Here is a 25851-nt window from a genome sequence, read left to right on the forward strand (position 1 = left end):
CGTGTTTCGAACGTCCCGCCGCTCGGCGACGCCTGACACGCACGCTCGCCGCGTTGTCGGAATCACCCCGCTCCATGCGGTATCGGGGCGACCCTCCGCCGTGCGATCGCACGCACCGGACGCCGCCGAGGCCGCTCTCCGGGCGGACGGTGCTCCTCTCGCAACACGCCCCAGCCGGGACCGGCGGGTGCCGGCCCCGGCGCCCGCCCTCCGCCCCGTCTATCTGTCGCTGCCGGAAAAGCTCGGTTGAATGGCCCGTACGAGAGCGAACAGCCGGTCCTCGTTCCCCGTCAGTCCCGCGCTGCGCAGGGCACGGTCCGCCTCCCGCATCGGAGAGGTCAGCAGCGGCAGGTAGACCGGCGCGTCTTCGGGGTCCGCGAGCACTGCCCGAGTGGCTTCCAGCAGCCGGACGTACGCCTGCGCCGCGGCGAGCTCGTCGCTGTCCATCTCAGCATCTCCTCCTCAGAGCTGTCTGACCGTCAAGCATCCCCCACAGGTCTGACAACGCCGCCTCAAGACGGGCGGCCGTGCCCGCCGGACAACTCGCTCGGCGGTTCCACCTCCAGGTAACGCCGTCTTCGGGGGCCGCGGTAGAGCAGGACCGTCCAGCCCAGGTCCCGCAAGGCCGAGGCGCAGCCGGCCAGAGCCTCCTCCTCGCCATGAGCGGCACCGCTGCCGGGCGGTCCGATCCACTCGACCCGCACCGAACCCGGTGATTCCCCGCTGCTCACCCGGTATCCGGCCGACACGCGGCGTCCCGACGCGTCGACGGCCGACGGCGTTGCCCCCGACCTCTCCAGAGCCAAAGCGATCGCCCTGATCGGGCGATTCCGTTCCCACGGAGCCGGCACGGCCACGGGGTCGGGGTGCCCGGAGCCGGTGAGCCGACGGATCTGCAGCAGCCCCTCGAACGCGGTCCGCACGGTGGCCGCCCTGGTCGCCGCGGGTTCGGAGGGCGGTGGGCCCTCGCCGGTCGCGGGCTCGAATCCGTTGCTCTCCTCGGTGCCCATGTGTCCCCCCTCGCCATCACCACGGTGCCCAGTCTGCCCCGGCGGCGCCGGCGGGGATGCGTAACCGTCGACGGATGCGGTGGTGGACGGTGCTCAACGGAACCGGCGGGGCCGACGGGAGTTCTGCCTCTCGGCTCCTCGGTAGAATCGTGTGCTCCGCATCCGTACTCTCCGCAGCACCCATTGACGCGAGGACCCGCCGCCCGTGCCCGACAACGAACCGAGGACCATGCCCGACAACGGACGGGGGGCGCTGCGGGCGGACTGCGCGAACTGTTTCGCCCTGTGCTGCGTCGCCCTCACGCTGACGGCCTCCACGGACTTTGCCATCGACAAGGACGCCGGGCGGCCCTGCCCCAACCTTCGGGACGACTTCCGTTGTGGCATCCACACCCGGCTGCGTCCGAAGGGCTTCTCCGGCTGCACCGTGTACGACTGCTTCGGCGCCGGTCAACAGGTCTCCCAGGTGACCTACGGTGGCCGGGACTGGCGTTCGTCTCCGGACATCGCCGCGCAGATGTTCCAGGTCTTCCCGGTCATGCGCCAGCTCCACGAACTGCTGTGGTATCTCACCGAGGCCCTCACCCTGCCGGACGCCCGTCCCCTCCACGACGAGATCCGCCGGGCACTCGACGAGACGGAACGACACACCGGGCGCCCGGCCGTCGACTTCTCGGACTTGGACATCGCCGGTCACCGGGACCGGGTCGCCGGGCTGCTCCTGCGCACCAGCGAACGCGTCCGGGCCGCCGCGCCCCGCCGCAAGAGGCGCAACCACCGCGGTGCCGACCTCATCGGGGCCCGTCTGCGGGGAGCCGACCTGCGTGCGGCGGACCTCCGTGGGGCCTATCTGATCGCCGCCGATCTCACCGGCGCCGACCTCCGCCTGGCCGACCTCATCGGTGCGGACTTCCGTGATGCAGACCTCTCGGACGCCGACCTCACGGGAAGCCTGTTCCTCACCCAGGCGCAACTCAACGCCGCCAAGGGCAACGGGAAGACGGCACTGCCCGCCTCCCTGAGCCGCCCTCCGCACTGGGCAACCTGACCTCGTCGCTCGTCCACTGCATCCGCCGGATAGAGAGCCCTCAGCTTCCGGTGCCGCGGGCGTCCGCCTCCAGGGCTGCCTTGAGACGCTTCAGCGTCGTACGGATGTTGCCGCCCTGGAACTGCGCGAAGGTCTTCCCGCCCGTAGCGACGCGGTCGAACGCGTTGGCGAGGAAGTCAGGCCAGCGACGCCGGTCGTCGGTCCACGTCTCGGTGACCCGGGTCGCCCCGTCCACTGCCTCGAAACGGTAGTCCCACGTGGCGATGGGCCCCGGGAGCAGTGGGCGCCGCAGGCCGATCGCGTGCACCCGAAAGGCGAAGCGCTCGCCGGGGTCGGCCGCCGTCACCGTGCACCGTGTCGTCCAGCGCGCCGCACCGCGCTTGTTGCGGCCCTCGAAGACCATGCCGACGTATGCAGCACGTTGTTCGCCGCGGACGGTCGCGCCACGGTTCTCCGGGCTCCAACGACCCATCGCCGTGGGATCGCTGAGCTGTTCATAGACCTGCGCCGGGCTGGCGTCGATGACGATGCTGTCCGCTACGGACATGGTGCGGGGCACGGGTGAGACTCCTTGTCCACGGCCGTTGACGGGCCACACCCGGGTGCCGCACCGGCCGTGGGCCGACATCCCGGAGCCCATACCTTACTCATGAGTAGATTCGGTGAGGTGAGGGAGCAGCCCAGGGGCTGTGCCACGCACAGCCCCTGGGCGACGGCCGGACCACCGTGGCGCGACCCGGCGCCCGGAGCAGCGGCCTTTCAACGCGTCCGCCGCTCCCGCCGGTTCACGATCCGGACCCGGATGTCGGCCGAGAGGCTCCGCACGCCGACACTGTCGCGGGCGTCCGCGATGACCGCGGCCACGGACCGCACGACCTGTGCCGGCCGGGACCCGGGCTCCACGACCACCGCCACCACCGCCCGCGGCGGCCGGCCCACGATACGGACACGGGCACGCGCCACGTCGTCGTACGCCGCTATCTGAGTCGTCATCGCCCGCTCCCAGGCACGCCTGCGCAGGACCGGTCCGCTGCGCGGAAGGACCGACCAACGGGCTCTGCCCGGCCGTGCCTGATGGGCCAACCACCACAGCAACAGCACCAGAGCGAGAGCGAGTCCGGTGATCAGGGCAGGGCTCCACCACCCCTTCTCCCGGAGCCGTGCTGTCAGGTCGCGGTCCAGCAACACCCCGTCCGGCGCGGGCGTCGGCCACCACTGCGGGACGCGGTCCACCATCGGGACCCACGCCGAACCGTCGCCCAGGGCCAACCAGCCACCGCAGACCAGGAGCAGCAGTCCGACGGCACCGAGCAGCGACCGGTTGACCCTGCCACGCCCTGTCACCGACATCCCTTCACACCTCTCTCTGTTGAGCCGGAGCCGGAGCCGGAGCCGGAGCCGGAGCCGGAGCCGGAGCCGGAGTCGGTGTCGCCGTCGTCGAGGCGGTCGTGGATTGCCTCGGCTTCTCGGCGGACGGCGGCGGCCCCTGTGGGGCACGTCGGACCCGGATCCCGACCCGCAGAGTGGGAGTCCGCGCCAGACCCAGCTCCGGCAGGGCTGCTTGGACGACCCGGACCACTTCGGCCCGCACCTGCTCCGGGGCGCCGTAGCCGACCTCTGCCAGCACCTTGACGCGCCGCCGCCGCACCCGCACCAGGACCCGAACCACTCCGCCCACAGCAGCGGTGCGGTCCTGGACGACCCGGGCGGCGGCCGAACGGTCGAGCGCCGCCCGCAGCCCCGGCGCGGGCGCGGCCATCGTCAGCCGGCGTCGCTGCCCCGGGAGGAGGGCGCACCCCAGCAGCCATGCCCCGGTCAACGCTGCCAGCACCCCGCCGAACCGGACCGCAGTGTCCGCCGGGCCGTGCGTCGACGCCCAGTCGACCAGCCACGTCCGCCAGGCGGCGGGGGCGTCGCCGAGACGGACCGCGATGACGTCCACCAGGAGCAGAGCACAGCCGATGGCTCCGACGGCCGCCGTGAGCGCCGAGGGGATCCGGCGCTGGGCCCGGATCCGGCCGCCCGGACCACCGCTCCGTACGGTGCCCCGTGCCCCGCGCGCCGCATCGGCTGTCCCGCGGGGCTCATCTCCCGAGGGTGTCCGGGCGGGCGGCAGAGGATGCACCGAGAGCGAGTTGATCCGCACGTCCGCGTGGGGAACGGACAGGCCCGTCAGAGCCGCAGTCCTGGTACGGGCCCTCTCCTGGATCCGCTCGGCGGCTTCATCCGCCGGTAGGGGGTAGGGCAGCCGGACGCCGACCTTGACGCGCGCGGACGCGCCATGCACCGAAGCGGAGCCGCTCGTCACCGTGCCGCCGTCCGGCAGTGCCTCGGACGCCGCCCGTTCGGCGATCCGCCGGACGGCGCGGGGAGTCACCGTCGTCGTACCACGCCCGGCGGCGGGGACCGTCATGGCCGCCGCCCCGCCACCGTGTCCAGGAACTCGCGCAGACTGGTGCCCCGGTCCACCAGGTGCCCGGCGAACCAGCCCACCGCGCCCAGCGACGCGACCATGAGGAAGGCACCGAACCCGCCGAACCAGGCCGCGAATCCCAACGCCATGCCCGCCGCCGTCCCGTAGGCACCCCAGCCCGGGCGACCGTCCGCCCCGCCGGACGCGTCCACCTCCCGCGTCACGCCGTCACGCCACGCGAGTCTCGGACGAGGCGACCTCGTCGTCGTCCTCGGGCAGATGCACGTCGTTGACCGTCACATTGACTTCGACCACCTCAAGTCCCGTGGTGCGCTCCACCGCCGCGATGACGTTCTCCCGGACGTCGTGCGCCACATCGGTGATCGCGACGCCGTATTCGACGACGAGGTCCACATCGATGGCGGTCTGGCGCTCGCCCACCTCGACCTTGACGCCCCGCCCGACGTTCGGCCGGCCGCCCGGCACCCGGTCGCGAACCGCGCCGAGGGTGCGGGAGAGCCCGCCGCCCATGTCGTGGACGCCGGGGATCTCGCGGGCCGCCATGCCCGCGATCTTCACGACGACGGTGTCCGCGATGGAGGTGCGGCCCCGCGTCGCCGCCGGCTCGGCCGCCCCGGTGGCCCCGCTGCCGACCGTGGTGGTCCCGCTCGCGGAGCCGCTCTGCTTTGTCGTGCCCGTCCGCGAAGCCGTTCCCGCGGAGGGAACGGTCGCTGCCGGCTGAATGGTGGTCATGGAAACTCCTCGCGTCTCGCTCGGCTCGTTCTGCCTGACATTTCGTTGGACACGCAGTGCGCCGATTCGTCACGCGGGTTCGCGGACTTTTTCGGAAGCAGACCGACCGGCGGGCGGCAGCCCGGCCGGTAGCGGGCAGACGGGTGGCGGACCGACGGATGGAAGTGAGGTGGATGGAGGCGAGGCGGATGCAGAGGATGCGGGTCGAGGCTCACACCGTGCGGTGCGGACAAATCTGCGTGAGTGCGTGACGTTCGGCCTCGCGCTGTGTCCAACGACGAGAAGCGGTCACGAGGAACGCGGAGAGACACGTGCAGGGTCGCGTGCCGGACGCGTACAGGAGCGGGAGCGGGAGCAGGCGTCGTGGAAATGAGCGGGGAAGGAGTTGGTCCGTGCCCGGTGACGGGAATCAGCTGACGGAGCGTGCGCCGGACGCCGCGCCGTCCGACGAGGCACTCCTGGTCGTGAGGGCAGGGGAAGGGGACGAGGAGGCCTTCGAGGTGCTCGTGCGCAGACACGGCCCAGGAATATTGCAGATGGCGACGCGGCTTCTCGGCGACCGGGCGGACGCGGAGGACGCCGTACAGGACGCCTTCGTGAGCGCTTGGCGAAAACTTCCCGAGTTCCGCCGGGACGCTTCGTTCCACACGTGGCTCTACCGAATCGTCACCAACCGCTGCCTCAACCGGCTCAGAGCCCGCAGACCCGCGGCGGACCTCGACTCGGTGCCCGAGCAGGCCGCCCCTGAGCATCAGGCGTCACCCGCCCGTGCGGTGGAGTCGCGGGCTGCCGTCGACGCGCTGGCCGAAGCGATGGCGAAGCTCTCGCCCGAACAGCGCGTGTGCTGGGTGCTGCGCGAGATGCAGGGACTGTCGTACGAGAGCATCGCGGGAACGGTCGGAATCAGTCTGCAGGCGGTGCGCGGCCGGGTCTTCCGGGCCCGCCGCTCCTTGACGGAGGAGATGAGCGCATGGCGATGAGCGCCGATCCGGACAGGCCGGAGGAGAGCCGGCTGGAGGAGAGCCAGTACGGGGAGAGCCGACACGACGAGCGCCGCTATGAGGAGGAGGACGAGCGTCTCGGTTGCGGGCGCCTGCTCGCCGACGTCTGGGAGGCCTGGGACACCGGCCGCTCGGCGGAGGACCCCCACTTCGCCCCATGCCCCTTCTGCTCGGCCGCTCTGGCCGACCTCACGGGTCTTGACGACGCGGTGCGCCGCACCTGCGAGCAGGAGCCCGGGACACCGGACACCACCGCCATAACGGCTCGTGTCATGGACCTCGTGCGGCTCGAACTGCGCCCGGGACGCCCACTGCCGCTGGGAGAACCGGGGGAGGACCACTGGATGGTCGAGTCCGCGGTCGCACGCATACTGCGGTCGGCGGTCGACAGCCTGCCCGGGGTGCGGGCCGGGAGTTGCCGTATCGCCCCTCTCGACCCCGCGGACCCGACCGGTGATCTGCACGTCCGGGTCGAGGTGGCGGCGAGTGTCGGCCGGCCCCTGCGGGACTTGGCGGATGCCGTGCGCGCACGGGTCGCCGAGGTCGCCGACCGTGACATCGGTATCCGTCTCGCGGCCATCGATGTTCTCGTCGTCGACATCCTCGACACGGTCGACACGCTCGACGTCTTCTACGAGGGCGGCGGCCACCGTGTGTACGGCGATGGAGACGGAGAGGACGGCACGGTCACCGGCGGACACGCGAACGGCCGGGCCGACGGACACGGGACGGGAGCAACGCGATGATCGCGGACACACGCCGGGACCGGGTGGCCGGAGCTGCCGCCGAGGCCGCTCAGGGCGTACCGGGCGTCGCGTTCCTGCGCCCCGGCGTGGCGGACCTGCTGCGCAACCGGATCACCGAGCGCACCCCGCGCCGCGCCTCACTGACCGCGAACAGGACACCGGGAGTGCGGGTCGGCCGGGACGAGGGCGACGGCTGGCACATCGATATCCGGCTCGTCCTGCGCCGCGGTCACCGGGCGCTCGACGTCACCAGGGCCGTACGAGCCGCGGTCGTCGCCGTGCTGCCGGAGGAGCCGGTGGCCTCGCTGAGGATCACGGTCACAGGCATAGTCTGAGGACCGCCGGTCCTCCGGCAGGGCGGATACCCCCGTTGTCCGCCCGGCCGGAGTGGTCGCCCGGTGGTCCCTCCCACGTGACGCCCGCTATCAGGCGCGCCACTCCGCGGTGCGTTCCCGCGATGCCTCCGAGAGAGCCTTCGCGATGGAGTCGACGTCACCCCGGCTGCCGTACACGGGCGTGCCGGGCTGCTGGCGCCAGGATTCATCCAGGCCACCGCTGTCGACCGTGTCGAAGCCCAACTCGTCGATGAGGTCGCGGACCGCCTGCTTGGCCGCCGGGTCGTCGCCCGCCACGGGAAGCGCCTGCCGGCCCGGAGAGCCCTGGGGGCGGCCCCGGTCCAGGATGTCCTGGGCGTACGTGCCGTTGAACGCCTTGACCACGGGGTGACCGATCTGCTGCTCCGTCCACCGGCTCTCGGGCAGCCCGTCCTCGATGGCGGCGATACGGCCGTCGCGCTGCTGCGGGTAGTAGTTGCCCGTGTCGATGACCACGACGCCCTCAGCCGCACCGTCGAGGAACCCGGCGGGCAGGTCGGGAACGGCCTTCAGCGGCACGGTGACGACGACTACTTGGGCGTCCCGCGCGGCCTCCGACGCAAGCACCGGCCTCGCCCCGGTCTCTTCGGCGAGGGCCGTGAGCGTATGGGGGCCACGGGAGTTGGCGACCGCGACCTCGTGCCCGAGGGCGGTCAGACGTCGTGTGAGGTTGCCGCCGATGTTGCCCGCGCCGATGATGCCGATCTTCATGGGTCCGACCTTCCGAAGCTCGCCGAGTGAGAAAGCACGCAGAGGGGTGCAGTGTTCCGTCGATTCACCAACTCCGGCACCGGAGTCGCTATTCCGGTGATCGCGAAGGAATATCCGATTGGCTTGGTGGTGTTGGTATCTCGTTCGCTTGCCCGGCCGAGCACGGAGCGGACGAACTTAGGCCGTTTGAGTGTCCTTGTCGGCCGCTCGCCCCGGACGGGGAAGGATGTCCCACCGCACCGATCTCCGCGGGTCCATCCTGGTCGCCGAGTCCACACGGGCCGTCGATCGAAGGAGCGTCGTAGTGACGACGAGGGGCATCTCGCAATCGGTGGAGACCGATACCGCCGACCAGGACGAAATGCCGGTACGGCGCGGCGAACCCGGCAACGTGGTCGTCAAATGGATGACCACCACGGACCACAAGACGATCGGCACGCTCTACCTCGTCACCTCCTTCGCGTTCTTCTGCGTCGGTGGGCTCATGGCGCTGGTGATGCGAGCCGAGCTGGCCCGGCCCGGCATCCAACTGATCTCGAACGAGCAGTTCAACCAGGCGTTCACCATGCACGGCACGATCATGCTGCTGATGTTCGCGACGCCGCTGTTCGCCGGATTCGCGAACTGGATCATGCCGCTCCAGATCGGCGCGCCCGACGTGGCGTTCCCGCGGCTGAACATGTTCGCGTACTGGCTGTACCTCTTCGGCTCGCTCATCGCGGTGGCGGGTTTCCTCACCCCGCAGGGTGCGGCGGACTTCGGCTGGTTCGCCTACTCCCCGCTCAACGACGCGGTCCGCTCGCCCGGTATCGGCGCAGACATGTGGATCATGGGTCTGGCCTTCTCCGGCTTCGGCACGATCCTCGGCTCGGTCAACTTCATCACCACGATCATCTGCATGCGCGCACCCGGCATGACGATGTTCCGCATGCCGATCTTCGTCTGGAACGTCCTGCTGACCGGTGTTCTGGTCCTGCTGGCCTTCCCGGTCCTCGCCGCCGCCCTGCTGGCGCTGGAGGCCGACCGCAAGTTCGGTGCGCACGTCTTCGACGCGGCCAACGGCGGCGCCCTGCTGTGGCAGCACCTGTTCTGGTTCTTCGGCCACCCCGAGGTCTACATCATCGCCCTGCCGTTCTTCGGCATCGTCACGGAGATCCTCCCGGTCTTCAGCCGCAAGCCGGTGTTCGGCTACATCGGCCTGGTCGCGGCCACCATCGCCATCGCGGGCCTGTCCGCGACCGTCTGGGCGCACCACATGTTCGTCACGGGGGGAGTGCTGCTGCCGTTCTTCTCGTTCATGACCTTCCTCATCGCCGTTCCGACCGGAGTGAAGTTCTTCAACTGGATCGGCACGATGTGGAAGGGGTCGCTCTCCCTGGAGACCCCGATGCTCTGGTCCGTCGGGTTCCTGGTCACCTTCCTGTTCGGCGGTCTGACCGGGATCATTCTCGCCTCACCGCCCCTGGACTTCCATGTCTCCGACTCGTACTTCGTCGTCGCCCACTTCCACTACGTGGTGTTCGGCACCGTGGTGTTCGCGATGTTCGCCGGATTCCATTTCTGGTGGCCGAAGTTCACCGGGAAGATGCTGGACGAGCGGCTCGGGAAGATGACGTTCTGGACCCTCTTCGTCGGATTCCACGGGACGTTCCTCGTCCAGCACTGGCTCGGTGCCGAGGGCATGCCCCGCCGCTACGCGGATTACCTCGAAGCCGACGGTTTCACCGCGCTGAACACGATCTCCACCATTTCCTCCTTCCTGCTGGGCCTGTCGATCCTGCCGTTCTTCTACAACATCTGGAAGACCGCCAAGTACGGCCGGAAGATCGAGGTCGACGACCCATGGGGCTACGGCCGGTCGCTGGAATGGGCCACGTCCTGCCCGCCGCCCCGCCACAACTTCGTCACCCTGCCGCGGATCCGTTCCGAATCCCCGGCGTTCGACCTGCACCACCCGGACGTCCGCTCCCTGGAGCAAGTCACCAACCGTCCCCAGAACTCCACGATCGTGGCTCCCGGGGACCAGCACGAGTGAATGCGACCCACGCCCTTGACGAAGCGTCGGAGAGGGAGAGGAGGACGGGGTGAAACCCGAGAAGGACTGCGCCCGCGGCCTGGCGCAACTGGAGGGCTTTCTGCTGTGGAACGCGGAGATCGAGCGGGCGCGACGACAGGCGCGCCTCTTCACCCACCAACTGCCCTGGCTGACCACCGCTCAGCGTGAGGACGTCGAGCGGGTGTTCATCGCCGAGCGCGTCGCCGCGTCCCGGGAGTCGCTCATCCGCGTCCGGGACCGCGCGGACGAACTGCGCGAGGAGTACACCGGGCGCTACGCCCGGCTCCGGGTCCGCTGCGTCGCCGTCTCGGCCGGTGCGGTGGGGGCGGCGACCTGCCTCGGTACGGTGCTGATGCTGGCCCTGCGCTGACCACGGCGGGACTCGGCGGGGCTTGCGGGTCCGGTGCGGCCGGTCAGTGGCCGCACCGGACGGGGCCCGGCCGCGCGAGCGGTCCGGGAACGGTCAGTGCCGAACCAGGCAGAAGGGGTGCCCGGCGGGGTCGGCGTACACACGCCACCCGCGTGCCTCGTCCCCGGCGTCGAGCACGGAACCCCCGCACGCCAGGACCACCTCGTGCGCCTCCTCCTGGTCGGTGACGCCGAAGTCCAGGTGGAACTGCTGGGGCGGATCCTGACCGGGCCAGCCGGGCGGGCGGTGGTCGGCCACCCGCTGAAAGGCGAGGACGAGGCCACCGGGGGTGTGCAGCGTGGACCAGTCCGCGTCGCACGCCCATCTCCGGTCGGTGCGGTCGACCTCGCCCCCGAGCAAGGACAAGTAGAAGCCGGCCAGTTCCTTCGGGTCCGGGCAGTCCAGTGCCACGCACTCCACTTGAGCGATCATGGCGGCATCCTAGGGGCGTCCGCGGGGCGGCCCCGACCACCTGCTTCCGCGGACTCAGCGGGCTCCGAACACCTGTGTCCACACCGGACCGCCGCCCGAATTCTGCTTGCCGACGCCGATCTCCTTGAAGGAACAGTTGAGGATGTTCGCGCGGTGTCCGGGGCTGTCCATCCAGGACCGCATCACATCGGCCGGGGTCTGCTGGCCCTTGGCGATGTTCTCGCCGTAGGTGGACCACCGATACCCCGCGGCGGTGATCCGGTCGCCGGGATCCCTGCCGTCCTGCGAGGTGTGCGAGAAGTAGTCGTTGGCCTCCATGTCGGCGGAGTGCCGTTGTGCGGCCGTGTTGAGCTGATCGTTGACGGTGACCGGACCGCAGCCCTCCTTGGCCCGCTCGGCGTTGACCAGATCGGTGACCTGGCCGGCGGTTCCCGCGGGCGCCTGCGGCGCGGGCGCCGGCGGGTCCGGATCGGGGGCCGGGGCGGTGGTGGGCGCGGGCGGCACCGGGGTGCTGGTCTTCGGCTTCGCCTTGGGCGTACGCGAGGGACTGGGCGACGGGGAGGCGCTGGGCGACGGTGGCGACGTCGGCGTGGGAGAAAGCGACGGGGATGACGTCGGCGAGGCCGATGTGGGCGCCTGGGAGCGGGGGGCCGGAGCGTCGGCCGTGACGGTCGTCGCGTCCTGGCCGTCTCCGTCGGTGTAGAGGTGCACCGCGGTGCCGCCCGTGCCGAGCGCGGCGACCGCCACCACGGCGGCTATGGCTGAGTTGCGACGGCGCCGCCGGGCCTGCACCCGCCTGCGCTCCGCCCGCCCCGCCCCGGCGCCGTGCGGATCGGGACCGGGCGCCTGGAGGTGCGCAGCCGTCGTGAGCAGTTCCGGAGCGGCCCCCGCTCCTGCCGCGGCCACCGGGACCAGTGCGAGACCGACCAGCAGCCCCTCGGCGGGGACAAGCCCCGAGCGGTACCCCGAGCACACGGTGCATTCGCGGGCGTGGCGGGCCAGCCGCTTGCGCCACAGGGCGGAAGGGACGCCGTCCCAGCCCGCGGCGATGTCCTCCAGCAGCACGCACGGCGGTTCGGCCGCCAGCGCGCCCACCACGACCCTCGCCGCCTCCAGCTGGGCCTTCATCCGCTGCACCCGTACGGCCGTGTGCTGCGGGGAGAGTTCGAGGGCCGCGGCTACCTCGGCGCGGGAGAGGTGCCCGGCGGTCTCCAGCCACCACAGCGACAACAGCGCGCGGTCGTCCTCGTCCAGCCAGCGTGTCGCCTCCGCGACCTGCCGGCGCTGACCGGTCAGGCCCAGCTCCAGGATCGTCACCTCGACGAAGTCCGCGCGGGGGTCCGGCAGGTCGTACGCGGTGTCCAGCCGGTCCGCCGGTATCGCACCGGACTGTCTGTCGCGCCAGTGCGTGCGTATCTCGTTCATGGCTATCGCCACCAGCCAGGAGCGGAACCGCTCCGGGTCGCGCAGTTCCGGCAGGCCCCGGAGCATACGCAGCACCGTCTCCTGCACCACGTCGTCCACGTCCGCATGGCCGTCCAGCGCGCGTCCGACGACGTTGTACAGCAGCGGCAGGTACGCCGAGACGAGCTGGTCCTTGGCCTGCTGGTCGCCGCCCTGCGCCGCCGTGATCAAGGCCGTCGGGTGATCCTTGCCCATGCTGTGCTCACTCTTCCGGGGTCCGGTGCTGTCACTTCCCACACTCGGGAGATGAGGTGCGGGCGGGACGATAACAAGAATCCGGCGGGCAACCCCGGAAAACTTCGCGGCCGTCCTTGGCCACCGGCCGCCGTCGGCCCCCGCACGACCGGTGGGCGCGGAGGGTCCGACCTGCTGCGCGCACCGGTCCGTGCCACGGAGAGTGATCCGTGGCACGGACCGGTGCGCGGAACGGCGGCGGACACCGGACGGCATCCGCCCGGCCGCTTGGGAGAGGCTCAGGCGCGGGGCGGCCCGTCCTGGTCGCGGTCCGCCCCGAACTGCTGCTTGAGCCTGTCCTGACCGGTGTCGACGTGCCCCTTGTACTTGCCCTGGGTGCGGTCGTCGACCATGTCGCCGGCCTTGTCGATGCCCTTGCCGACCTGCTGCTCGTGGCCCTTGAGCATCTTCTTGATCTTGTCCAGTGCGGACATGCGTCCTCCTCGTCGACTCTGCGCCCCCCTCTCCAGGGTCACCGCACCCGCCACCGTCCGCATCCGCGCCGCTGGCCGCGAGGACGTCGACGGAGGGACGGGGCGGCCGGGAAGTGTGAAGCCGCGCCGACTGGGCAGATACCGGTTGACCAGGAGGAGGTGGTGGCAATGGGCCGCATCCGAGTTGTCGTCCGTCGTCCCCCGCCCCCTTCGGGGCCGCCGCCGCTGGACCTGCGCACCCCGTCCGGCCGTCCCCTGCCGTACTGACCGTCGGCACCCCGCACTTCTCGGCGCTCCGGAGCGCATCCCGCGCTACTGGGGGTCCGGGTGAGGGCCGCCGTCGAGCGGCCCGTGCCGCCGTTCGCGGTCCCCGTACCGCGCCGCACCCGGCCCCGACAGGGGTGCCAACTGCTCCACCAGGGCTTCCAGCTCCTCGACGGCGTATTCGGTCTCGCGGCGGATGTTCCTGTGCTCCGCGACGACGGCCCCGAGCAGCAGCGCGGTGAGCGCGACGCTCGCGTTGAGCAGGGTCAGATTGGCCATGATCTCCATCAGGCTGTGCCCGGCGAACGGTCCCACGGCATCCGTACCGGCGATGATGGCGAGCACCGAGACGACCAGGGCGCAGGGAGCGCTGCCCGGCAGTTGGAAGCGCAGAGCCGCCCAGATGATCACCGGGAAGACCAGATAGACCATCGACAGCGAGCTGCGCGTGGCGATCAGCGACACCGTGACCGCGACGGCCGCGAGCAGCGAAGCCTCCAGCCACCGGTCGGACGGCCGGGGCCATCGAACCCTGCGCAGGACCAGCAGCAGGGGAGTGACCACCAGGACCCCCATCGCGTCCCCCGCCCACCAGGACGACCAGACCAGCCAGAACCGTCCCGGCGGAACCTTGTCGTCGAGCAGCAGCGTGACACTCCCGATGGTGGCGCTGATCAGCATTCCGGCGAACGCGCCGAGGAAGACCAGGCAGATCCCGTCCCGGAGCCGGACCAGCTCGCTACGGAAGCCGACCCTCCGCAGCAGGGCGCAGGAGACGAGCGGGGCGAGCGTGTTGCCGAGCATGATGGCCAGACGGCTCACGGTGAACGCGTCGCCGATCTCGGAGACCGTGACCAGCGTTCCCAGCGCGATGCCCGGCCAGACACGGACGCCCAGGCACAGCAGCGAGGCCAGGGCGATGCCGGTGGGCGGCCACAGGGGCGTGACGACCGCGCCGTCCACGACGACCTGGCGCATCAGCCCGAGATGTCCCACCAGGTAGTAGGCGCCGGCCACACCCAGGATCTGCGCCACGTACATGGCCCGGTGTCTGGCTCTTTCGGTGCGGATCACACCACTCATCAGACACCGACGGCCCCGGGGACACGGCAGGTGACACGCGCGGTACGGTCAGCCGTCACCGCGGTCCGCGGTGCGCGGCGGCATGCCGCAGGACCAGGACGGCGGCGTCGTCCTCGTGCCCCGTCACCTCCGCCGCGCCCAGCACCTCGTCGGCCAGCCGACCCGCGCTCGACCCCGCGTGCGCGGCGACCAGCCCGCGTACACGCTCCAGACCGTCCTCGATCCGCAGCGAGGGGCCCTCGACGACCCCGTCGGTCAGCAGCACGATCGCACCGTCGGAGTCGAGGGTGCGGCGGGTGACGGGATAACCCTCGCCCGGCTCGATGCCCAGCGGCAGGCCGCCCGGATCCTCCGTCACGCCGGACCGCCCCTCCGTGGTGGCCCACACGCAGGCCACGTGCCCGGCCCGCGCACTGTGCAGTTCCCAGGTCGCCGGGTCCAGGCGCATGAACGTACAGGTCGCGAAGAGACCCGAGTCGACGGACACCAGCAGGTCGTTCGTCCTGCCGAGGATCTCTCCCGGATCGGACGCGGTGCCCGCGATGGCCCGCATCGCGATACGGACCTGCCCCATGAAGGCGGCGGCCTCGACGTCGTGCCCCTGCACGTCGCCGATGGCGAAGCCGAGGGCCCCGTCCGCGAGCGGGAAACCGTCGTACCAGTCGCCGCCGATGTCCAGGCCGTGGCGGGCCGGTGCGTAGCGGGCCGCGGACTGGAGACCGGGGACCGCGGGCAGGGCCGCGGGCAGCATGTCGCGCTGGAGCGCCTGCGCCAACTCCACCCTGGCCTGGTGGAACTCCACCTCGCGCCGAGCGCGGGCGGTGAGGTCCTGCAGGGTGTTGAGCAGGTCTTCGGCGCTAGCTGAGCGGGGAGTCCGACGCCGGTTCATGTGCCGCTCCGCGGTGCGTTATGTCCCTGAATCATAGGGCGGGCGCCTTTCGGCGGCGACCGCGGGCACCTGTGCGTACCCGCTTTCCCACCCGGAGCGGGGGCCGCTCAGGTCGGCCTGGCTCGGTACAGATCGCGGAGCAGCGCGATCTCGGCGCCGTGGTGCAGCACTTCCTGGTTGACCCACCAGACGATGTCGACGAACGGATCCTCCGCGTCGCTGCCGTTCGGATACGTGCTGTACCCGATGGTGTCCAGGGCCGTGTCGTCGGCGGTGAGCAGGGCTTCGCGCCAGGCGGCGGACGCGGTCCCGAAGGCGGCCACGGCCCCGGCGGCGTCCCCCGGAGTGCGGTAGCCGTCACGCGTGAGCGTCCTGCCGCCAGAGGTGTGGTCGGCACGCAGGGTGAGCATTTCGGCGAGATGGCTCAGACGCCACGCGATGGTGGTGAACGGCGGAGGGAACGGATGCGGGGATTCCGCCGCGTCTCGGCCCCAGGCGCCGGCTCCCGCCAGAACGGTCGCCCGCGCCCCGGGGGCGTCGCCGCGACGGCGTACGGACCAGCAGTCGGGCACGGGTTCCCAGAGGTGCTCGTCGTCACCGAGCGGGGTGACGCCGATCTCGACGCCGTTGCCGCTGTCCATGGCGGGACCGGACAGGCGGGCGAGGAGCCGCTCGCAGGCGAAGTCGAACTGGTCCAGCAGCGGGATCAGCCGCGGTGGGAGGATCATCCGCGGAGCGTCCCACGCCGGGCGCGTCCGCGCGCGCCCCTGTCCGGGCCGGCGGGATGCGGCGACCCTGGCCGGATGGACCCTCGCACCGAGCCGTTGTCAGTGCCCGGTGGGATGCTGCCCGCATGGACGAGCTGATGAGGCAGCGACGGGTGTACGGCACCGACCACGACGACCCCCGCCCCGGGCCGAGGCCGGGTCACGACTACCGCGAGCTGGTCGGCGGCCCGCTCGACGGGCTCCTGCTCGACGTCACCGGCTGGGGCGAGGCGGATCTGCGCGACGGCGTCGGGCTGGTCACCGAGATCGGCGCCTACGGACCCGGAGGACGCGCCGAGTACGGACCGAGGTCGCCGGACAGCCACCAGTGGGACTGGCGCGGCGACGTCCGGTGAAAGGCCGGGCTGCGCCGGCAGGGGCGGCAGGAATCGAACCTGCGACATACGATTTTGGAGACCGCCGCTCTGGCCGCTGAGCTACGCCCCTTGGTGACGGGTGAAGTCTGGCAGGCATGCGCCCGGGGGCCAACGGATTTACGCGGGTTCGGCGTCGACTCCCCTCGCGCGGCACGGCCCCACGGCCGGCCGGTCCTTCGGGGCGGGTGCGGAGCCTCCTCCGGGATGCCGGACAGGCCGGGGGAGGGCCGCGGGCCGGCAAGGGCCGTCCGATAGGTTGGCCGGTCATGTGGGCTTTGAGTACGGTCGGGCACCGTCGGCTGGGTGCGGCAGGATCTGTGGCGATCGTCGCCGGCGGCTGGTTCGCCGGAAAGCTGCCGGTCCACGACCCCTGGGGATGGTGGACCGACCACGGGTCCGCTGCGAAGGCGGCCGCGGCCGTTCTCACGTACGTCGGACTGACCGTGCTCGTCGTGGCCTGGTGGCAGTACGGCAAGACGGCCTCCACCGTCCGCGAAACGCTCGTCACCCTGGCCTGGTGGACGGCCCCGTTCCTGCTTGCGCCGCCGCTCTACAGCGCCGACGTCTACAGCTACATCGCCCAGGGCTCGATGGTCCTCGAAGGGCACGACGTCTACACCGTCGGCCCCTCCGCCCTGGACCCCGGCGGAATCGGCGGCGACGCCGCCGCCAGCGTCGGAAACCACTGGCGGGACACCCCGGCCCCGTACGGACCGCTCTTTCTGCTCGTCTCCGCGGCCGTCGCCCGGATCACCGGCGGCACCATCGTCCCCGCCGTCCTGGCGATGCGGCTCGTCGCGCTCGTCTCCCTCGCCCTGATCGTCTGGTCGCTGCGCCGCCTGGCGCGCGAACACGGCCGCAGCGAGAGCCGCGCCCTGTGGCTGGGGGCGCTCAACCCGCTGCTGCTGATGCACGTGGTCGGCGGCATGCACAACGACGGGCTGATGATCGGCCTGATGCTCGCCGGCCTGGTCCTCGCGCTGCGCGGCCGGTGGATCGCGGGCAGCGCCCTGGTGGGCCTCGCGATGATGGTCAAGTCCCCGGCGGCCGTGGCTCTCCTGTTCATCGGGGTCCTCGTGCACGCGTCCGCGACCGGCCCCCAGTGGCGCCGCTGGGCCAAGGGACTGCTCGCACCCGGCCTGATCGCCGGCGCGGTGGCCGGCGGGGCCACGCTGATCAGCGGCACCGGATTCGGATGGCTCCGCACCCAGGGCGTCGCGGCGAACATCCACACCGCGCTCTCCGTCACCAGCGACATCGGCCTCGGACTGGGAGAGCTGGCCCGACTGCTCCTGGGCGTCGACGCGGACCCGGTCAAGTCCGCCGTCCAGACCCTGGGCCTGGCCGTCGCGGTCGGCGTGATCGTCGCACTGGCCCGGCGCGCGATGCGGGGCGGCATGACGCCGGCCCACGCCCTGGGACTCTCCCTGCTCGTCCTGGTGGCCCTCTCACCCATGGTCCAGCCCTGGTACCTGTTGTGGGGCATGGCCGTCGTCGCCGCCACCGACCGGTACGGTCGCCTCTGGGCGGTCCTGATCGTGCTCTCGGCGGCACTGGTGTACGAGACCCATCCCATGGGCGCCACCCCGCCCTACGGATTCGTCCTCGCCGGACTCGCCGCCGTCCTCGGCACCTTCGCGCTCCGGCGTACCCCCGTCGTACCGCCCGGCGCCCGACTGCCCGGTGGACGGGGCCCCGCTGACCCGCCGGGCTCGGTGGAGGACCGGGACCCCTCCGCGTCCACCGCTTCGCCCGCCCCGCAGAGTGCTCCCTGAACGAATCCCCTCGACGCCCGGCAAGATCCTCGGCTAGGGTGAGCGGGTCCTGTTGTCTCCGATAGAGGTGGACGTTGCGCATCTGAGGTCCGCGATCATCGCGCGGTACGGCCCTGGCCCGTACACGGTCACGACGCTGTCGGCATTTCTGCCGCCCGTGACTTCCGCGTGGATGCGACCTCGGTGCTGAGTCGTCCCTCACCTTCGCAGGACTGCTCTCCCCACCGCTCTCCGGCCCCGGCCGGGTCGCCGCGTGCTGTTCGCATACGAAGCCCCCCGTTCCCCCCGCTTCCGACTGCGAGAACCACATGAGCCATCCCACCGCGCCCGGCGCATCCGTGGCGGCCTCCAACCTCACCTTCCGATGGCCCGACGGCACGCACCTCTTCGACGGGCTCTCCCTCACCGTCCCCCGCGGCCGCACCGGTCTGGCCGGAGCCAACGGCGCCGGCAAGTCGACGCTGCTGCGCCTGTTCGCCGGACTGCTGCGTCCCTCGCAGGGATCCGTCACGGTCGGCGGAAACCTCGCCCACCTGCCGCAGAACATCACCCTGGACACCTCCCTGCGCGTCGACGCGGCCCTCGGGATCGGAGAGCGCCGGGCCGCCCTGCGCGCCATCGAGTCCGGAGACGTCCGCGAGGAGCACTTCGAAACGGTCGGCGACGACTGGGACGTCGAGGAGCGCGCCCTGGCCACCCTCGGCTCCCTCGGGCTCGGCGCCGTCGAACTGGACCGCACCGTCGGTCAGCTGTCCGGCGGTGAGACCGTGCTGCTGCGCCTGGCCGCGCTGCTGCTGGAGCGCCCGGACGTCCTCCTCCTCGACGAGCCGACCAACAACCTGGACCTGTTCGCGCGCCGCAGGCTCTACGACGCCGTCGACTCCTGGCGTACCGGCATCCTGATCGTCGTCAGCCACGACCGGGACCTGCTGGAGCGGGTCGACCGCATCGCCGAACTGCGGTCGGGCTCGGTCAGCTGGTACGGGGGCGGCTGGTCCGCCTACCAGGAGGCCCTGGCCACCCAGCAGGAGGCCGCCGGGCGGATGCTGCGCGCCGCCGACGCCGACGTACGCCGCCAGCAGCGCGAACTGGAGGAGACCCGGATCAAGGTCGCCCGCCGCCAGCGCCACGACAAGAAGCTGGACGGTCAGCGGAAGGCCCCGCGCATCGTCGCCGGGGAACGCAAGCGGTCGGCCCAGGAGTCCGGGGACCGGCTGCGCGGCCTGCACGAGGACCGGCTCGACGAGGCCCGCGAGCGCAGGGAGGAAGCCGCCGAAGCCGTCCGCCGGGACGCCGAGATCAAGGTGAGCCTGCCCCATACCGCGGTGCCCTCGGGCCGCACCGTCCTGACCGTGCGGGACCTGAGCCTTCCCTACGGACGGCTGCGCGAGGGCAGCCTCCATGTGCAGGGACCCGAGCGCGTCGCCCTGGTCGGCCGCAACGGGGCCGGCAAGACCACGTTCCTGCGGACGCTCACCGGAGAGCTCCCGCCGAGCACAGGGGAGGCCACGACCGCGGTGCCGTTGAAGTTCCTCCCGCAGCGGCTGGACGTCCTCGACGACGCACTGAGCGTCGCCGACAACGTCGCCCGCACCGCCCCGGGCACCACCGACAATCAGATCCGCTCCCAGCTCGCCCGGTTCCTCTTCAAGGGAGCCCGCGCGGAGCAGCCGGCGGGCACCCTGTCGGGCGGCGAACGCTTCCGGGCCGCCCTCGCCGCGACGATGCTCGCCGCCCCCGCCCCGCAGCTGCTTCTGCTGGACGAGCCGACGAACAACCTCGATCTGGCCAGTGTGCGCCAGCTGACGAGCGCCCTGGAGTCCTACGAGGGCGCGCTCGTCATCGCCAGCCACGACCTGCCCTTCCTGGACTCCGTGGGCATCACCCGCTGGGTGCTGCTGGACGACACGCTGCGTGAGACCGATGCCGAAGAGGTCCGAGCCCTGTTCGGCAACCCGGAATCGACCCCTGCGGGCACGGCGTGACGACGGCCTCACGATCGAAGAACGAGGAGATTCCGATGGGCACCGGCCTCGGCCCCTGCGTCGTACTGATCACCGGAGTGATGGCCGCGGGGAAGTCCACCGTCGCCCAGCTCCTGGCGGAGCGCCTGCCCCGAGCGGTCCATGTGCGCGGAGACCTCTTTCGCCGCATGATCGTCTCCGGCCGGGCGGACATGGCGCCCGACGAGGCGGAGGAGGCACGGAGCCAGCTCGACCTGCGCCAACGGCTCTCGGCACAGGTGGCCGACGCCTACGCGGACGACGGATGGACGGCCGTCGTGCAGGACATCGTCCTCGGCGACGACCTGCCCCGATACGTCGAGCGGGTCCGTACCCGCCCGCTCCACGTCATCGTGCTCGCCCCCTCTCCCGAGGCCGTGCGCGAAAGGGAGGAGACGCGGGCGAAGAAGGGCTACGGGGAGTGGACGGTCGAAGCGTTCGACACGTTCCTGCGCGGCGGGACGCCCCGCGTCGGCCTGTGGCTGGACACCTCCCGTCAGACGCCCGAGGAGACGGTTTCGGCCATCCTCGACGGGCTGGGCGGTGGGGGAGGCTCAGGTGACGCGGCGTCTCAGGCCGCCTCGTAGTGGTGGGCCCGGCCGCCCCGCCACTCCACCCAGACAGGGTTGTCGAGAATCCGGTCCGCTTCCTCGAGGCCGGCCTCGTTCAGGAACACGATCACGTCGTGGTCGCTGTGGGCCAGCCCGAGTATCTCGTCCCGGCCTTCGTAGTGCACGGTCACCCGGCGGCCGCCCGAGGGGGTCGGCCGGTGGATGACGATCGGGGGATTCGCCATGGGTCCACCCTGCGACGCGCCCCGCCCCCTCGCATCCCCGGCCCGCACCCTCCGACGGCGAGCGGAAGCAGCCCCTCAAAAGGCTCCCGTGGTCTCCACGGGGGCCGGGGAGGGCTTCAGCGCTCGGCGGTCGCCAGTTCCACCGTTGTGGTGACACGCACCAGGGAGGGCCTGCGCGGAGCGGAGCCGAACCCGAAGGCGACGGGCGGATCGAGTGGGGCGAGCCCGCCCAGGCTCGCCCCGTCCAGCACGGCGTCCGCGGCCACGACCGGCCGCAGCCCGCGCGCCCCGTACCACTCCCGCCGCCCCGGACCCGCGCGGCCCAGGGTGCGTACTCCGGGCATCAGCAGCCGGGCCGGCACATCGCACAGCGCGGCCCAGAGCGGGCTGCGGGCGAAGGGGGACGGCACGGCGGACAGCAGCAGGCCGAGGGCGGAGCGGCGTCCCGTCCGCAGCCGCAGCCGCAGCGCTCCCGCCTCGACGAGCCAGCTGTCTCCGGCGACCGTGACGGCCACGGGCACCACCTCGATCCGGTCGAAGCGGTAGGTGGCGGCGACGAAGTCCGCGATCGGCCGGGACGGGGCCAGCAGGACCCGCTCGCCGCCGGGATGCTCGACCATGACGTCGCTGAACGCCCCGAACGGCGAACGCGGCCAGTGGCCGACCACCAGCCGGGTACCCGAGACGGTCCCCACACCGGCGATCCAGCCGTCGAACCGCAGTCGCTCACCTGTCACGCCCACCAGTCTCCCCGTAACGAGGGGCGGGGACGACCGGCCGGTGGCGGCCGGCGCGGCGGACCCCGCCGCCGTACCGGCTACTCGAAGCGGGACGTGTCCCCGGCTCCGCGGCGTACGATCTCGGGCTCGTCGCCGGAGAAGTCGATGACCGTGGTCAGCTCGGTGCCGCAGTCCCCCGAATCGATGACGGCGTCCACCTCGTGCTCCAGCCGCTCCTTGATCTCCCAGCCCTGCGTCAGCGGCTCCGCCTCGTCCGGCAGCAGCAGGGTGCTGGAGAGCAACGGCTCGCCGAGCTCGGCGACCAGGGCCTGGGTCACGACGTGGTCGGGGATGCGCACACCGACCGTCTTCTTCTTCGGGTGCAGCAACTGGCGGGGAACCTCCTTCGTCGCCGGAAGGATGAACGTGTAGCTGCCGGGCGTCGCCGCCTTGACCGCCCGGAACACGTCGTTGTCCACGCGCACGAACTGCGACAGCTGCGCGAAGTCGTGGCACACCAGAGTGAAGTGGTGCTTGTCGTCGAGATTCCGGATCGACCGGATCCGGCCGAGGGCGTCGCGGTTGCCCAACTGGCAACCCAGTGCGTAGCACGAGTCGGTCGGGTACGCGACGAGCGCACCGGACCGGATGCTGTCGACCACCGTGCTGATGGTGCGGGGCTGGGGGTTTGCGGGGTGCACGTCGAAGTACTTGGCCATTCGCCGAGCTTACGCGCTCGCGCCGGACCGGTAGAGCCCTCCGCTGTGAAGAAGTGGGGGCGGCCCGTCGTACGACGGGCCGCCCCTTCTTCCGCTTCGCGCGGTGGAGTTCACCACCGGGCCGGTCAGACCGCGGCGGCCCCCACCAGCTCGTCCAGCACGTCCTCCATGGTCACGAAGCCGATGACCGTGCCCTTGCCCCCGGCGACCGCCGCGAGATGCGTACCGGCGGCGCGCATGGCGGTCAGGGTGTCGTCGAGCGGGGTGTCGATCTCGACCCGGATCACGGGGTGGAGGGCGCTCGTGGGCAGCGCCTTGGTGCGCTCCGCGACACCGAGGGCGTCCTTGATGTGGAAGTAGCCCAGCAGCCCGTCGTCGGGCCCGGTGACCGGGAGCCGGGAGAAGCCCGAGGCGACGGCCGCCCGCTCCAGACCCTGCGGGGTGATGCCCAGCTCGACCGTGACGGTCCGGTTCAGCGGGACCATCACCTCGCCGACCGGCCTGGTGCCGAGCTCCAGCGCGTCCCGCAGCCGCTCCCCGTCGGCGGGGGCCAGCAGCCCCGCCTCGCTGGAGTCCTTGACCAGCCGTACGAGCTCGTCGTCGGTGAACACCGAGGCGACCTCGTCCTTGGGGTCCACCTTGAGCAGCCGCAGCAGCATGTTGGCGAACGCGTTGATACCGAAGATGACCGGCCGCAGCGCCCGCGTGAGACCCACCAGGGGCGGGCCCAGCGCCAGCGCCGTGGCGACCGGGGCGGCCAGCGCGATGTTCTTCGGGATCATCTCGCCGATGAGCATGTGCAGATACGTCGCCAGCGTCAGCGCGATCACGAAGGCGATCGGGTGGACCAGCGCGTCGGGAACGCCGACCGCGTCGAACGGCGGCTCCAGCAGATGGGCGATGGCCGGCTCGGCCACGGCACCCAGCACCAGGGAGGAGATGGTGATGCCGAGCTGCGCGGTGGCCATGGCGGCCGACAGGTGTTCGAGGCCCCACAGGGCGCTCTTGGCGCGGCGGCTGCCCCGCACGGCCTGCGGTTCGATCTGGCTGCGCCGGACCGAGATGAGCGCGAACTCCGCGCCCACGAAGAACGCGTTGGTGAGGAGGGTGAGCACACCGATGGCGAGTTGGACGGTGGTCATCGGGCGTCCTCCTCCACGAGGGCGGGCGCCGGCGCCGGCGCGGTGATCCGGACCCGGTCGGCCCGGTGGTGCTCGATGTCGAGCACGTCGAACTGCCAGCCGTCGACCTCCACCCGGTCCGTGCGGACGGGAATGCGGGCCAGTTGGTTGGCGAGCAGGCCGGCGAGCGTCTCGTAAGGGCCCTCCGGCGCGCCGAAGCCGATCCGGTCGAGCTGGTCCAGCCTGATGCTGCCCTCGGCCTCCCAGACCGGGCGCCCGTCGCCGAGCGGCTCGGCCGGTGCGAGGTCGGGGCGCTCGTGGGGGTCGTGCTCGTCGCGGACCTCGCCGACGACCTCCTCGACGATGTCCTCGACGGTGGCGACCCCCGCCGTACCGCCGTACTCGTCGATCACCACGGCCATCGTCCGGCGCTTGCGCAACTGCGCGAGCAGCCGGTCGACGGGCAGGGAGTCGGGCACCAGGAGCGGCTCGGTCGCCAGGGCCGTGACCGGGGTCCGGCCCCGCTCGGACTCGTCCAGGGCGAGCACATCGCGGATGTGGACCGTGCCGATGACCTCGTCCAGGCTGTCCCGGTAGACCGGGAAGCGGGACAGGCCGGTGGCCAGCGTGAGGTTCGCGGCATCGGCGGCGGTGGCGTGGGCCTCCAGCGCACGGACGTCGACGCGCGGCGTCATCACGTTCTCTGCGGACAGCTCCGCCAGGTGCAGGGTACGGACGAACAGCTCGGCCGAATCCTGCTCGATGGCGCCCTCGCGGGCGGAGTGCTGGGCGAGCGCGATCAGTTCCTGCGGCGTACGGGCGGAGGCCAGCTCCTCGGCCGGCTCCAGGCCCAGGCGGCGCACGAAACGGTTCGCGGAGTTGTTGAGGTGCCGGATCAGCGGAGCGAAACAGGCCGTGAAGGCCCGCTGCGGGGTCGAGACGACCTTGGCCACCGTGAGCGGGCTGGAGATCGCCCAGTTCTTCGGGACCAGCTCGCCGATGACCATGAGGACCACGGTGGAGGCGGCCACACCGAGAAGCGTGGCGACCGTGGACACGGCACCGGACGGAAGCCCGGCGCCCTCCAGCGGGCCGCGCAGCAGCACCGCGAGGGACGGCTCGGCCAGCATGCCGATGACCAGGGAGGTCACGGTGATGCCGAGCTGGGCGCCGGAGAGCTGGAAGGTGAGTCGCTTGGCCGCCTTGAGCGCGCTCTCGGCACCGCGCTCCCCGGCCCTCACGGCGCGTTCGAGCTCGCTGCGCTCGACGGTGGTGAGCGAGAACTCGGCCGCGACGAACACCGCGCAGGCCAGCGTCAGCGCGAGGGCGAGGAGAAGAAGGGCCACTTCGCTCACCGTGTCACCTCCGTCCCCTGGTGCGCGGGATCAGGGATGACACGGTTCGTACTGGGAGGCTCACCCATTGCGGTGCGCAGCTCCTTCTCTGTTCGGGTCGTCGGGATCGACGGGGGAATGCGGGTGTGAACCCGCCCCATAGATAGTAAAGGGAACGCAAAGCAAAGGGGAGTGGCGGGTGTCACACCCAGTGCCTTCCCACCCCGGCGGCCACGGCGTCCGTGATCTTGCTGGCCGGAACCGTACGCCGTGGTCGTGTGCCGGGGAACCTCTTCGCCTCTCCGGAGGTTCTGCCCGGCGAGGTGGCTCACGCACCCTCGATCATCCATCGGCGAAGATCACCCATCCGTGGAGATCGCCCAGACACAGAAGGAGCGGACGCCGCACATGGTGTTCAAGAAGTTGCTCGGAGCCCTCGGGGTCGGTGGACCCTCGGTCGACACCGTTCTGGAGCCCGGCCCCGCACTGCCCGGAGCCGTCCTCACCGGCGAGGTCCGCCTGCGGGGCGGCGGATCGGACGTGACGGTGGACCGGATTTCGCTCCTCCTCGTCGCCCGGGTCGAGAGGGAGGACCAGGACGAGGAGCACGAGGGCACGGTCGTCCTCGAACGGTTCACCGTCGGCGGTGGATTCCGGCTGGCGGAGGAGGCCGAGCACGCGGTGCCGTTCTCCGTCACGCTGCCGTGGGAGACGCCGATCACCGAGCTCCACGGTCAGCACCTCGGCCCCGTGCTCGGCATCCGCACGGAGCTGGAGATCGCGGGAGCGCGGGACAAGGGCGACCTGGACGCGCTCGCGGTGGGACCGCTGCCCGCGCAGGAAGCGATTCTGGAGGCCTTCGGGCAGCTCGGTTACGCGTTCAGGTCGGCCGACCTGGAACTCGGACACATCCGGGGCA

The 25851-nt window shown here is 71.5% G+C and carries 30 protein-coding genes and 1 tRNA gene; 11 read left to right on the forward strand and 20 right to left on the reverse strand.

Annotated elements, in window-relative coordinates:
- Positions 1-219 precede the first annotated feature (219 nt).
- A complete protein-coding gene (locus DTB53_RS03695; protein ID WP_012377705.1) occupies positions 220-447 on the reverse strand; it encodes a hypothetical protein in 228 nt (75 codons plus the stop codon).
- A gap of 65 nt (positions 448-512) precedes the next feature.
- Entirely contained in the window at positions 513-1010 is a 498-nt protein-coding gene (locus DTB53_RS03700; RefSeq protein WP_012377704.1) for a hypothetical protein, read from the reverse strand.
- Between the two features lie 205 nt (positions 1011-1215).
- Here DTB53_RS03700 and DTB53_RS03705 point away from each other — a divergent pair, with 205 nt between their 5' ends.
- A complete protein-coding gene (locus tag DTB53_RS03705) occupies positions 1216-2058 on the forward strand; it encodes a pentapeptide repeat-containing protein (protein WP_012377703.1) in 843 nt (280 codons plus the stop codon).
- Positions 2059-2098: 40 nt separating this feature from the next.
- Here DTB53_RS03705 and DTB53_RS03710 read toward each other — a convergent pair whose 3' ends face one another.
- The 5 genes from DTB53_RS03710 to DTB53_RS03730 form a co-directional block, all read right to left on the reverse strand.
- A complete protein-coding gene (locus DTB53_RS03710) occupies positions 2099-2617 on the reverse strand; it encodes an SRPBCC family protein (RefSeq protein WP_003964192.1) in 519 nt (172 codons plus the stop codon).
- Between the two features lie 200 nt (positions 2618-2817).
- Positions 2818-3408, reverse strand: coding sequence for a hypothetical protein (locus tag DTB53_RS03715; protein ID WP_012377702.1), 591 nt, complete (start codon positions 3406-3408; stop codon positions 2818-2820).
- A 4-nt stretch (positions 3409-3412) separates the two neighbouring features.
- Positions 3413-4471 carry a DUF6286 domain-containing Asp23/Gls24 family envelope stress response protein gene (locus DTB53_RS03720; protein ID WP_012377701.1) on the reverse strand — a complete coding sequence of 353 codons (1059 nt, stop codon included), beginning with the start codon at positions 4469-4471 and terminating at the stop codon, positions 3413-3415.
- Positions 4468-4695 carry a hypothetical protein gene (locus DTB53_RS03725; protein WP_012377700.1) on the reverse strand — a complete coding sequence of 76 codons (228 nt, stop codon included), beginning with the start codon at positions 4693-4695 and terminating at the stop codon, positions 4468-4470. The genes DTB53_RS03720 and DTB53_RS03725 overlap by 4 nt, the downstream gene beginning before the upstream one ends.
- A 4-nt stretch (positions 4696-4699) precedes the next feature.
- Complete coding sequence (locus tag DTB53_RS03730) at positions 4700-5224, reverse strand: Asp23/Gls24 family envelope stress response protein (protein ID WP_012377699.1); 525 nt, start codon at positions 5222-5224, stop codon at positions 4700-4702.
- A 392-nt stretch (positions 5225-5616) separates the two neighbouring features.
- Here DTB53_RS03730 and DTB53_RS03735 point away from each other — a divergent pair, with 392 nt between their 5' ends.
- Genes DTB53_RS03735 through DTB53_RS03745 form a run of 3 tightly spaced genes read left to right on the forward strand, consistent with a single transcriptional unit; the run spans position 5617 to position 7306 of the window.
- Positions 5617-6204: an RNA polymerase sigma factor gene (locus DTB53_RS03735; RefSeq protein ID WP_003964187.1), complete on the forward strand. Its 588-nt coding sequence runs from the start codon at positions 5617-5619 to the stop codon at positions 6202-6204.
- Positions 6195-6971, forward strand: a complete 777-nt coding sequence (locus DTB53_RS03740; protein WP_042495384.1) for an Asp23/Gls24 family envelope stress response protein — start codon at positions 6195-6197, stop codon at positions 6969-6971. The genes DTB53_RS03735 and DTB53_RS03740 overlap by 10 nt, the downstream gene beginning before the upstream one ends.
- Positions 6968-7306, forward strand: a complete 339-nt coding sequence (locus DTB53_RS03745) for a hypothetical protein (protein WP_003964185.1) — start codon at positions 6968-6970, stop codon at positions 7304-7306. Before DTB53_RS03740 ends, DTB53_RS03745 begins: the two co-directional genes overlap by 4 nt.
- Positions 7307-7396: 90 nt before the next feature.
- Here the strand turns inward: DTB53_RS03745 and DTB53_RS03750 are convergent, their stop codons facing one another.
- Positions 7397-8056, reverse strand: a complete 660-nt coding sequence (locus DTB53_RS03750; protein ID WP_012377697.1) for an NADPH-dependent F420 reductase — start codon at positions 8054-8056, stop codon at positions 7397-7399.
- Between the two features lie 361 nt (positions 8057-8417).
- Between DTB53_RS03750 and ctaD the strand changes: the two genes are divergently transcribed.
- Positions 8418-10091, forward strand: coding sequence for an aa3-type cytochrome oxidase subunit I (gene ctaD / locus DTB53_RS03755; protein WP_086023588.1), 1674 nt, complete (start codon positions 8418-8420; stop codon positions 10089-10091).
- Positions 10092-10140: 49 nt separating this feature from the next.
- On the forward strand, positions 10141-10482 hold the full coding sequence (locus tag DTB53_RS03760; protein ID WP_003964182.1) for a hypothetical protein: 342 nt from the start codon (positions 10141-10143) through the stop codon (positions 10480-10482).
- Positions 10483-10575: 93 nt separating this feature from the next.
- Here the strand turns inward: DTB53_RS03760 and DTB53_RS03765 are convergent, their stop codons facing one another.
- The 6 genes from DTB53_RS03765 to DTB53_RS03790 all read right to left on the reverse strand — a co-directional run bounded on the left by DTB53_RS03765 (position 10576) and on the right by DTB53_RS03790 (position 16049).
- On the reverse strand, positions 10576-10953 hold the full coding sequence (locus DTB53_RS03765) for a VOC family protein (protein ID WP_003964181.1): 378 nt from the start codon (positions 10951-10953) through the stop codon (positions 10576-10578).
- Positions 10954-11007: 54 nt separating this feature from the next.
- Positions 11008-12612, reverse strand: a complete 1605-nt coding sequence (locus DTB53_RS03770; RefSeq protein ID WP_012377695.1) for a sigma-70 family RNA polymerase sigma factor — start codon at positions 12610-12612, stop codon at positions 11008-11010.
- Between the two features lie 278 nt (positions 12613-12890).
- On the reverse strand, positions 12891-13085 hold the full coding sequence (locus DTB53_RS03775) for an antitoxin (protein ID WP_003964179.1): 195 nt from the start codon (positions 13083-13085) through the stop codon (positions 12891-12893).
- Positions 13086-13397: 312 nt separating this feature from the next.
- The gene (locus tag DTB53_RS03780) at positions 13398-14423 is read right to left on the reverse strand and encodes an MASE1 domain-containing protein (protein ID WP_172595242.1); all 1026 of its coding nucleotides are present in this window, start codon (positions 14421-14423) and stop codon (positions 13398-13400) included.
- A gap of 64 nt (positions 14424-14487) precedes the next feature.
- Positions 14488-15321: a PP2C family protein-serine/threonine phosphatase gene (locus DTB53_RS03785; RefSeq protein WP_003964177.1), complete on the reverse strand. Its 834-nt coding sequence runs from the start codon at positions 15319-15321 to the stop codon at positions 14488-14490.
- A 107-nt stretch (positions 15322-15428) separates the two neighbouring features.
- On the reverse strand, positions 15429-16049 hold the full coding sequence (locus DTB53_RS03790) for a DinB family protein (protein ID WP_012377693.1): 621 nt from the start codon (positions 16047-16049) through the stop codon (positions 15429-15431).
- Between the two features lie 125 nt (positions 16050-16174).
- Between DTB53_RS03790 and DTB53_RS03795 the strand changes: the two genes are divergently transcribed.
- The gene (locus DTB53_RS03795; protein WP_003964175.1) at positions 16175-16444 is read left to right on the forward strand and encodes a hypothetical protein; all 270 of its coding nucleotides are present in this window, start codon (positions 16175-16177) and stop codon (positions 16442-16444) included.
- Positions 16445-16462: 18 nt separating this feature from the next.
- Here DTB53_RS03795 and DTB53_RS03800 read toward each other — a convergent pair.
- Positions 16463-16535 (reverse strand) — tRNA-Trp (locus tag DTB53_RS03800).
- Positions 16536-16731: 196 nt separating this feature from the next.
- On the opposite strand from DTB53_RS03800, the gene mptB reads away from it, so the two are divergent.
- The 3 genes from mptB (at position 16732) to DTB53_RS03815 (ending at position 20830) form a co-directional block, all read left to right on the forward strand.
- The gene (gene mptB / locus DTB53_RS03805) at positions 16732-18240 is read left to right on the forward strand and encodes a polyprenol phosphomannose-dependent alpha 1,6 mannosyltransferase MptB (RefSeq protein ID WP_042495372.1); all 1509 of its coding nucleotides are present in this window, start codon (positions 16732-16734) and stop codon (positions 18238-18240) included.
- A 308-nt stretch (positions 18241-18548) separates the two neighbouring features.
- Positions 18549-20225, forward strand: coding sequence for an ABC-F family ATP-binding cassette domain-containing protein (locus DTB53_RS03810; protein ID WP_003964172.1), 1677 nt, complete (start codon positions 18549-18551; stop codon positions 20223-20225).
- A 35-nt stretch (positions 20226-20260) separates the two neighbouring features.
- Entirely contained in the window at positions 20261-20830 is a 570-nt protein-coding gene (locus DTB53_RS03815) for an AAA family ATPase (protein WP_042495369.1), read from the forward strand.
- Here the strand turns inward: DTB53_RS03815 and DTB53_RS03820 are convergent.
- From DTB53_RS03820 to DTB53_RS03840, 5 genes are all read right to left on the reverse strand, one after another.
- Positions 20815-21039 carry a hypothetical protein gene (locus tag DTB53_RS03820; protein WP_003964170.1) on the reverse strand — a complete coding sequence of 75 codons (225 nt, stop codon included), beginning with the start codon at positions 21037-21039 and terminating at the stop codon, positions 20815-20817. The two genes, DTB53_RS03815 and DTB53_RS03820, sit on opposite strands and share 16 nt — an antisense overlap.
- Positions 21040-21155: 116 nt before the next feature.
- Positions 21156-21776, reverse strand: coding sequence for a hypothetical protein (locus tag DTB53_RS03825; protein ID WP_042498040.1), 621 nt, complete (start codon positions 21774-21776; stop codon positions 21156-21158).
- Positions 21777-21856: 80 nt separating this feature from the next.
- Entirely contained in the window at positions 21857-22477 is a 621-nt protein-coding gene (locus DTB53_RS03830) for an L-threonylcarbamoyladenylate synthase (RefSeq protein ID WP_003964168.1), read from the reverse strand.
- A 125-nt stretch (positions 22478-22602) separates the two neighbouring features.
- On the reverse strand, positions 22603-23619 hold the full coding sequence (locus DTB53_RS03835; RefSeq protein ID WP_012377689.1) for a hemolysin family protein: 1017 nt from the start codon (positions 23617-23619) through the stop codon (positions 22603-22605).
- Positions 23616-24953: a hemolysin family protein gene (locus DTB53_RS03840; RefSeq protein ID WP_003964166.1), complete on the reverse strand. Its 1338-nt coding sequence runs from the start codon at positions 24951-24953 to the stop codon at positions 23616-23618. Before DTB53_RS03840 ends, DTB53_RS03835 begins: the two co-directional genes overlap by 4 nt.
- A 387-nt stretch (positions 24954-25340) precedes the next feature.
- On the opposite strand from DTB53_RS03840, the gene DTB53_RS03845 reads away from it, so the two are divergent.
- Positions 25341-25851 (forward strand): sporulation protein (locus tag DTB53_RS03845; protein WP_146777713.1); only part of this gene is annotated, 511 nt, incomplete at its 3' end.

It is taken from the genome of Streptomyces griseus (assembly GCF_900460065.1).
Taxonomy (GTDB): Bacteria; Actinomycetota; Actinomycetes; order Streptomycetales; family Streptomycetaceae; genus Streptomyces; species Streptomyces griseus.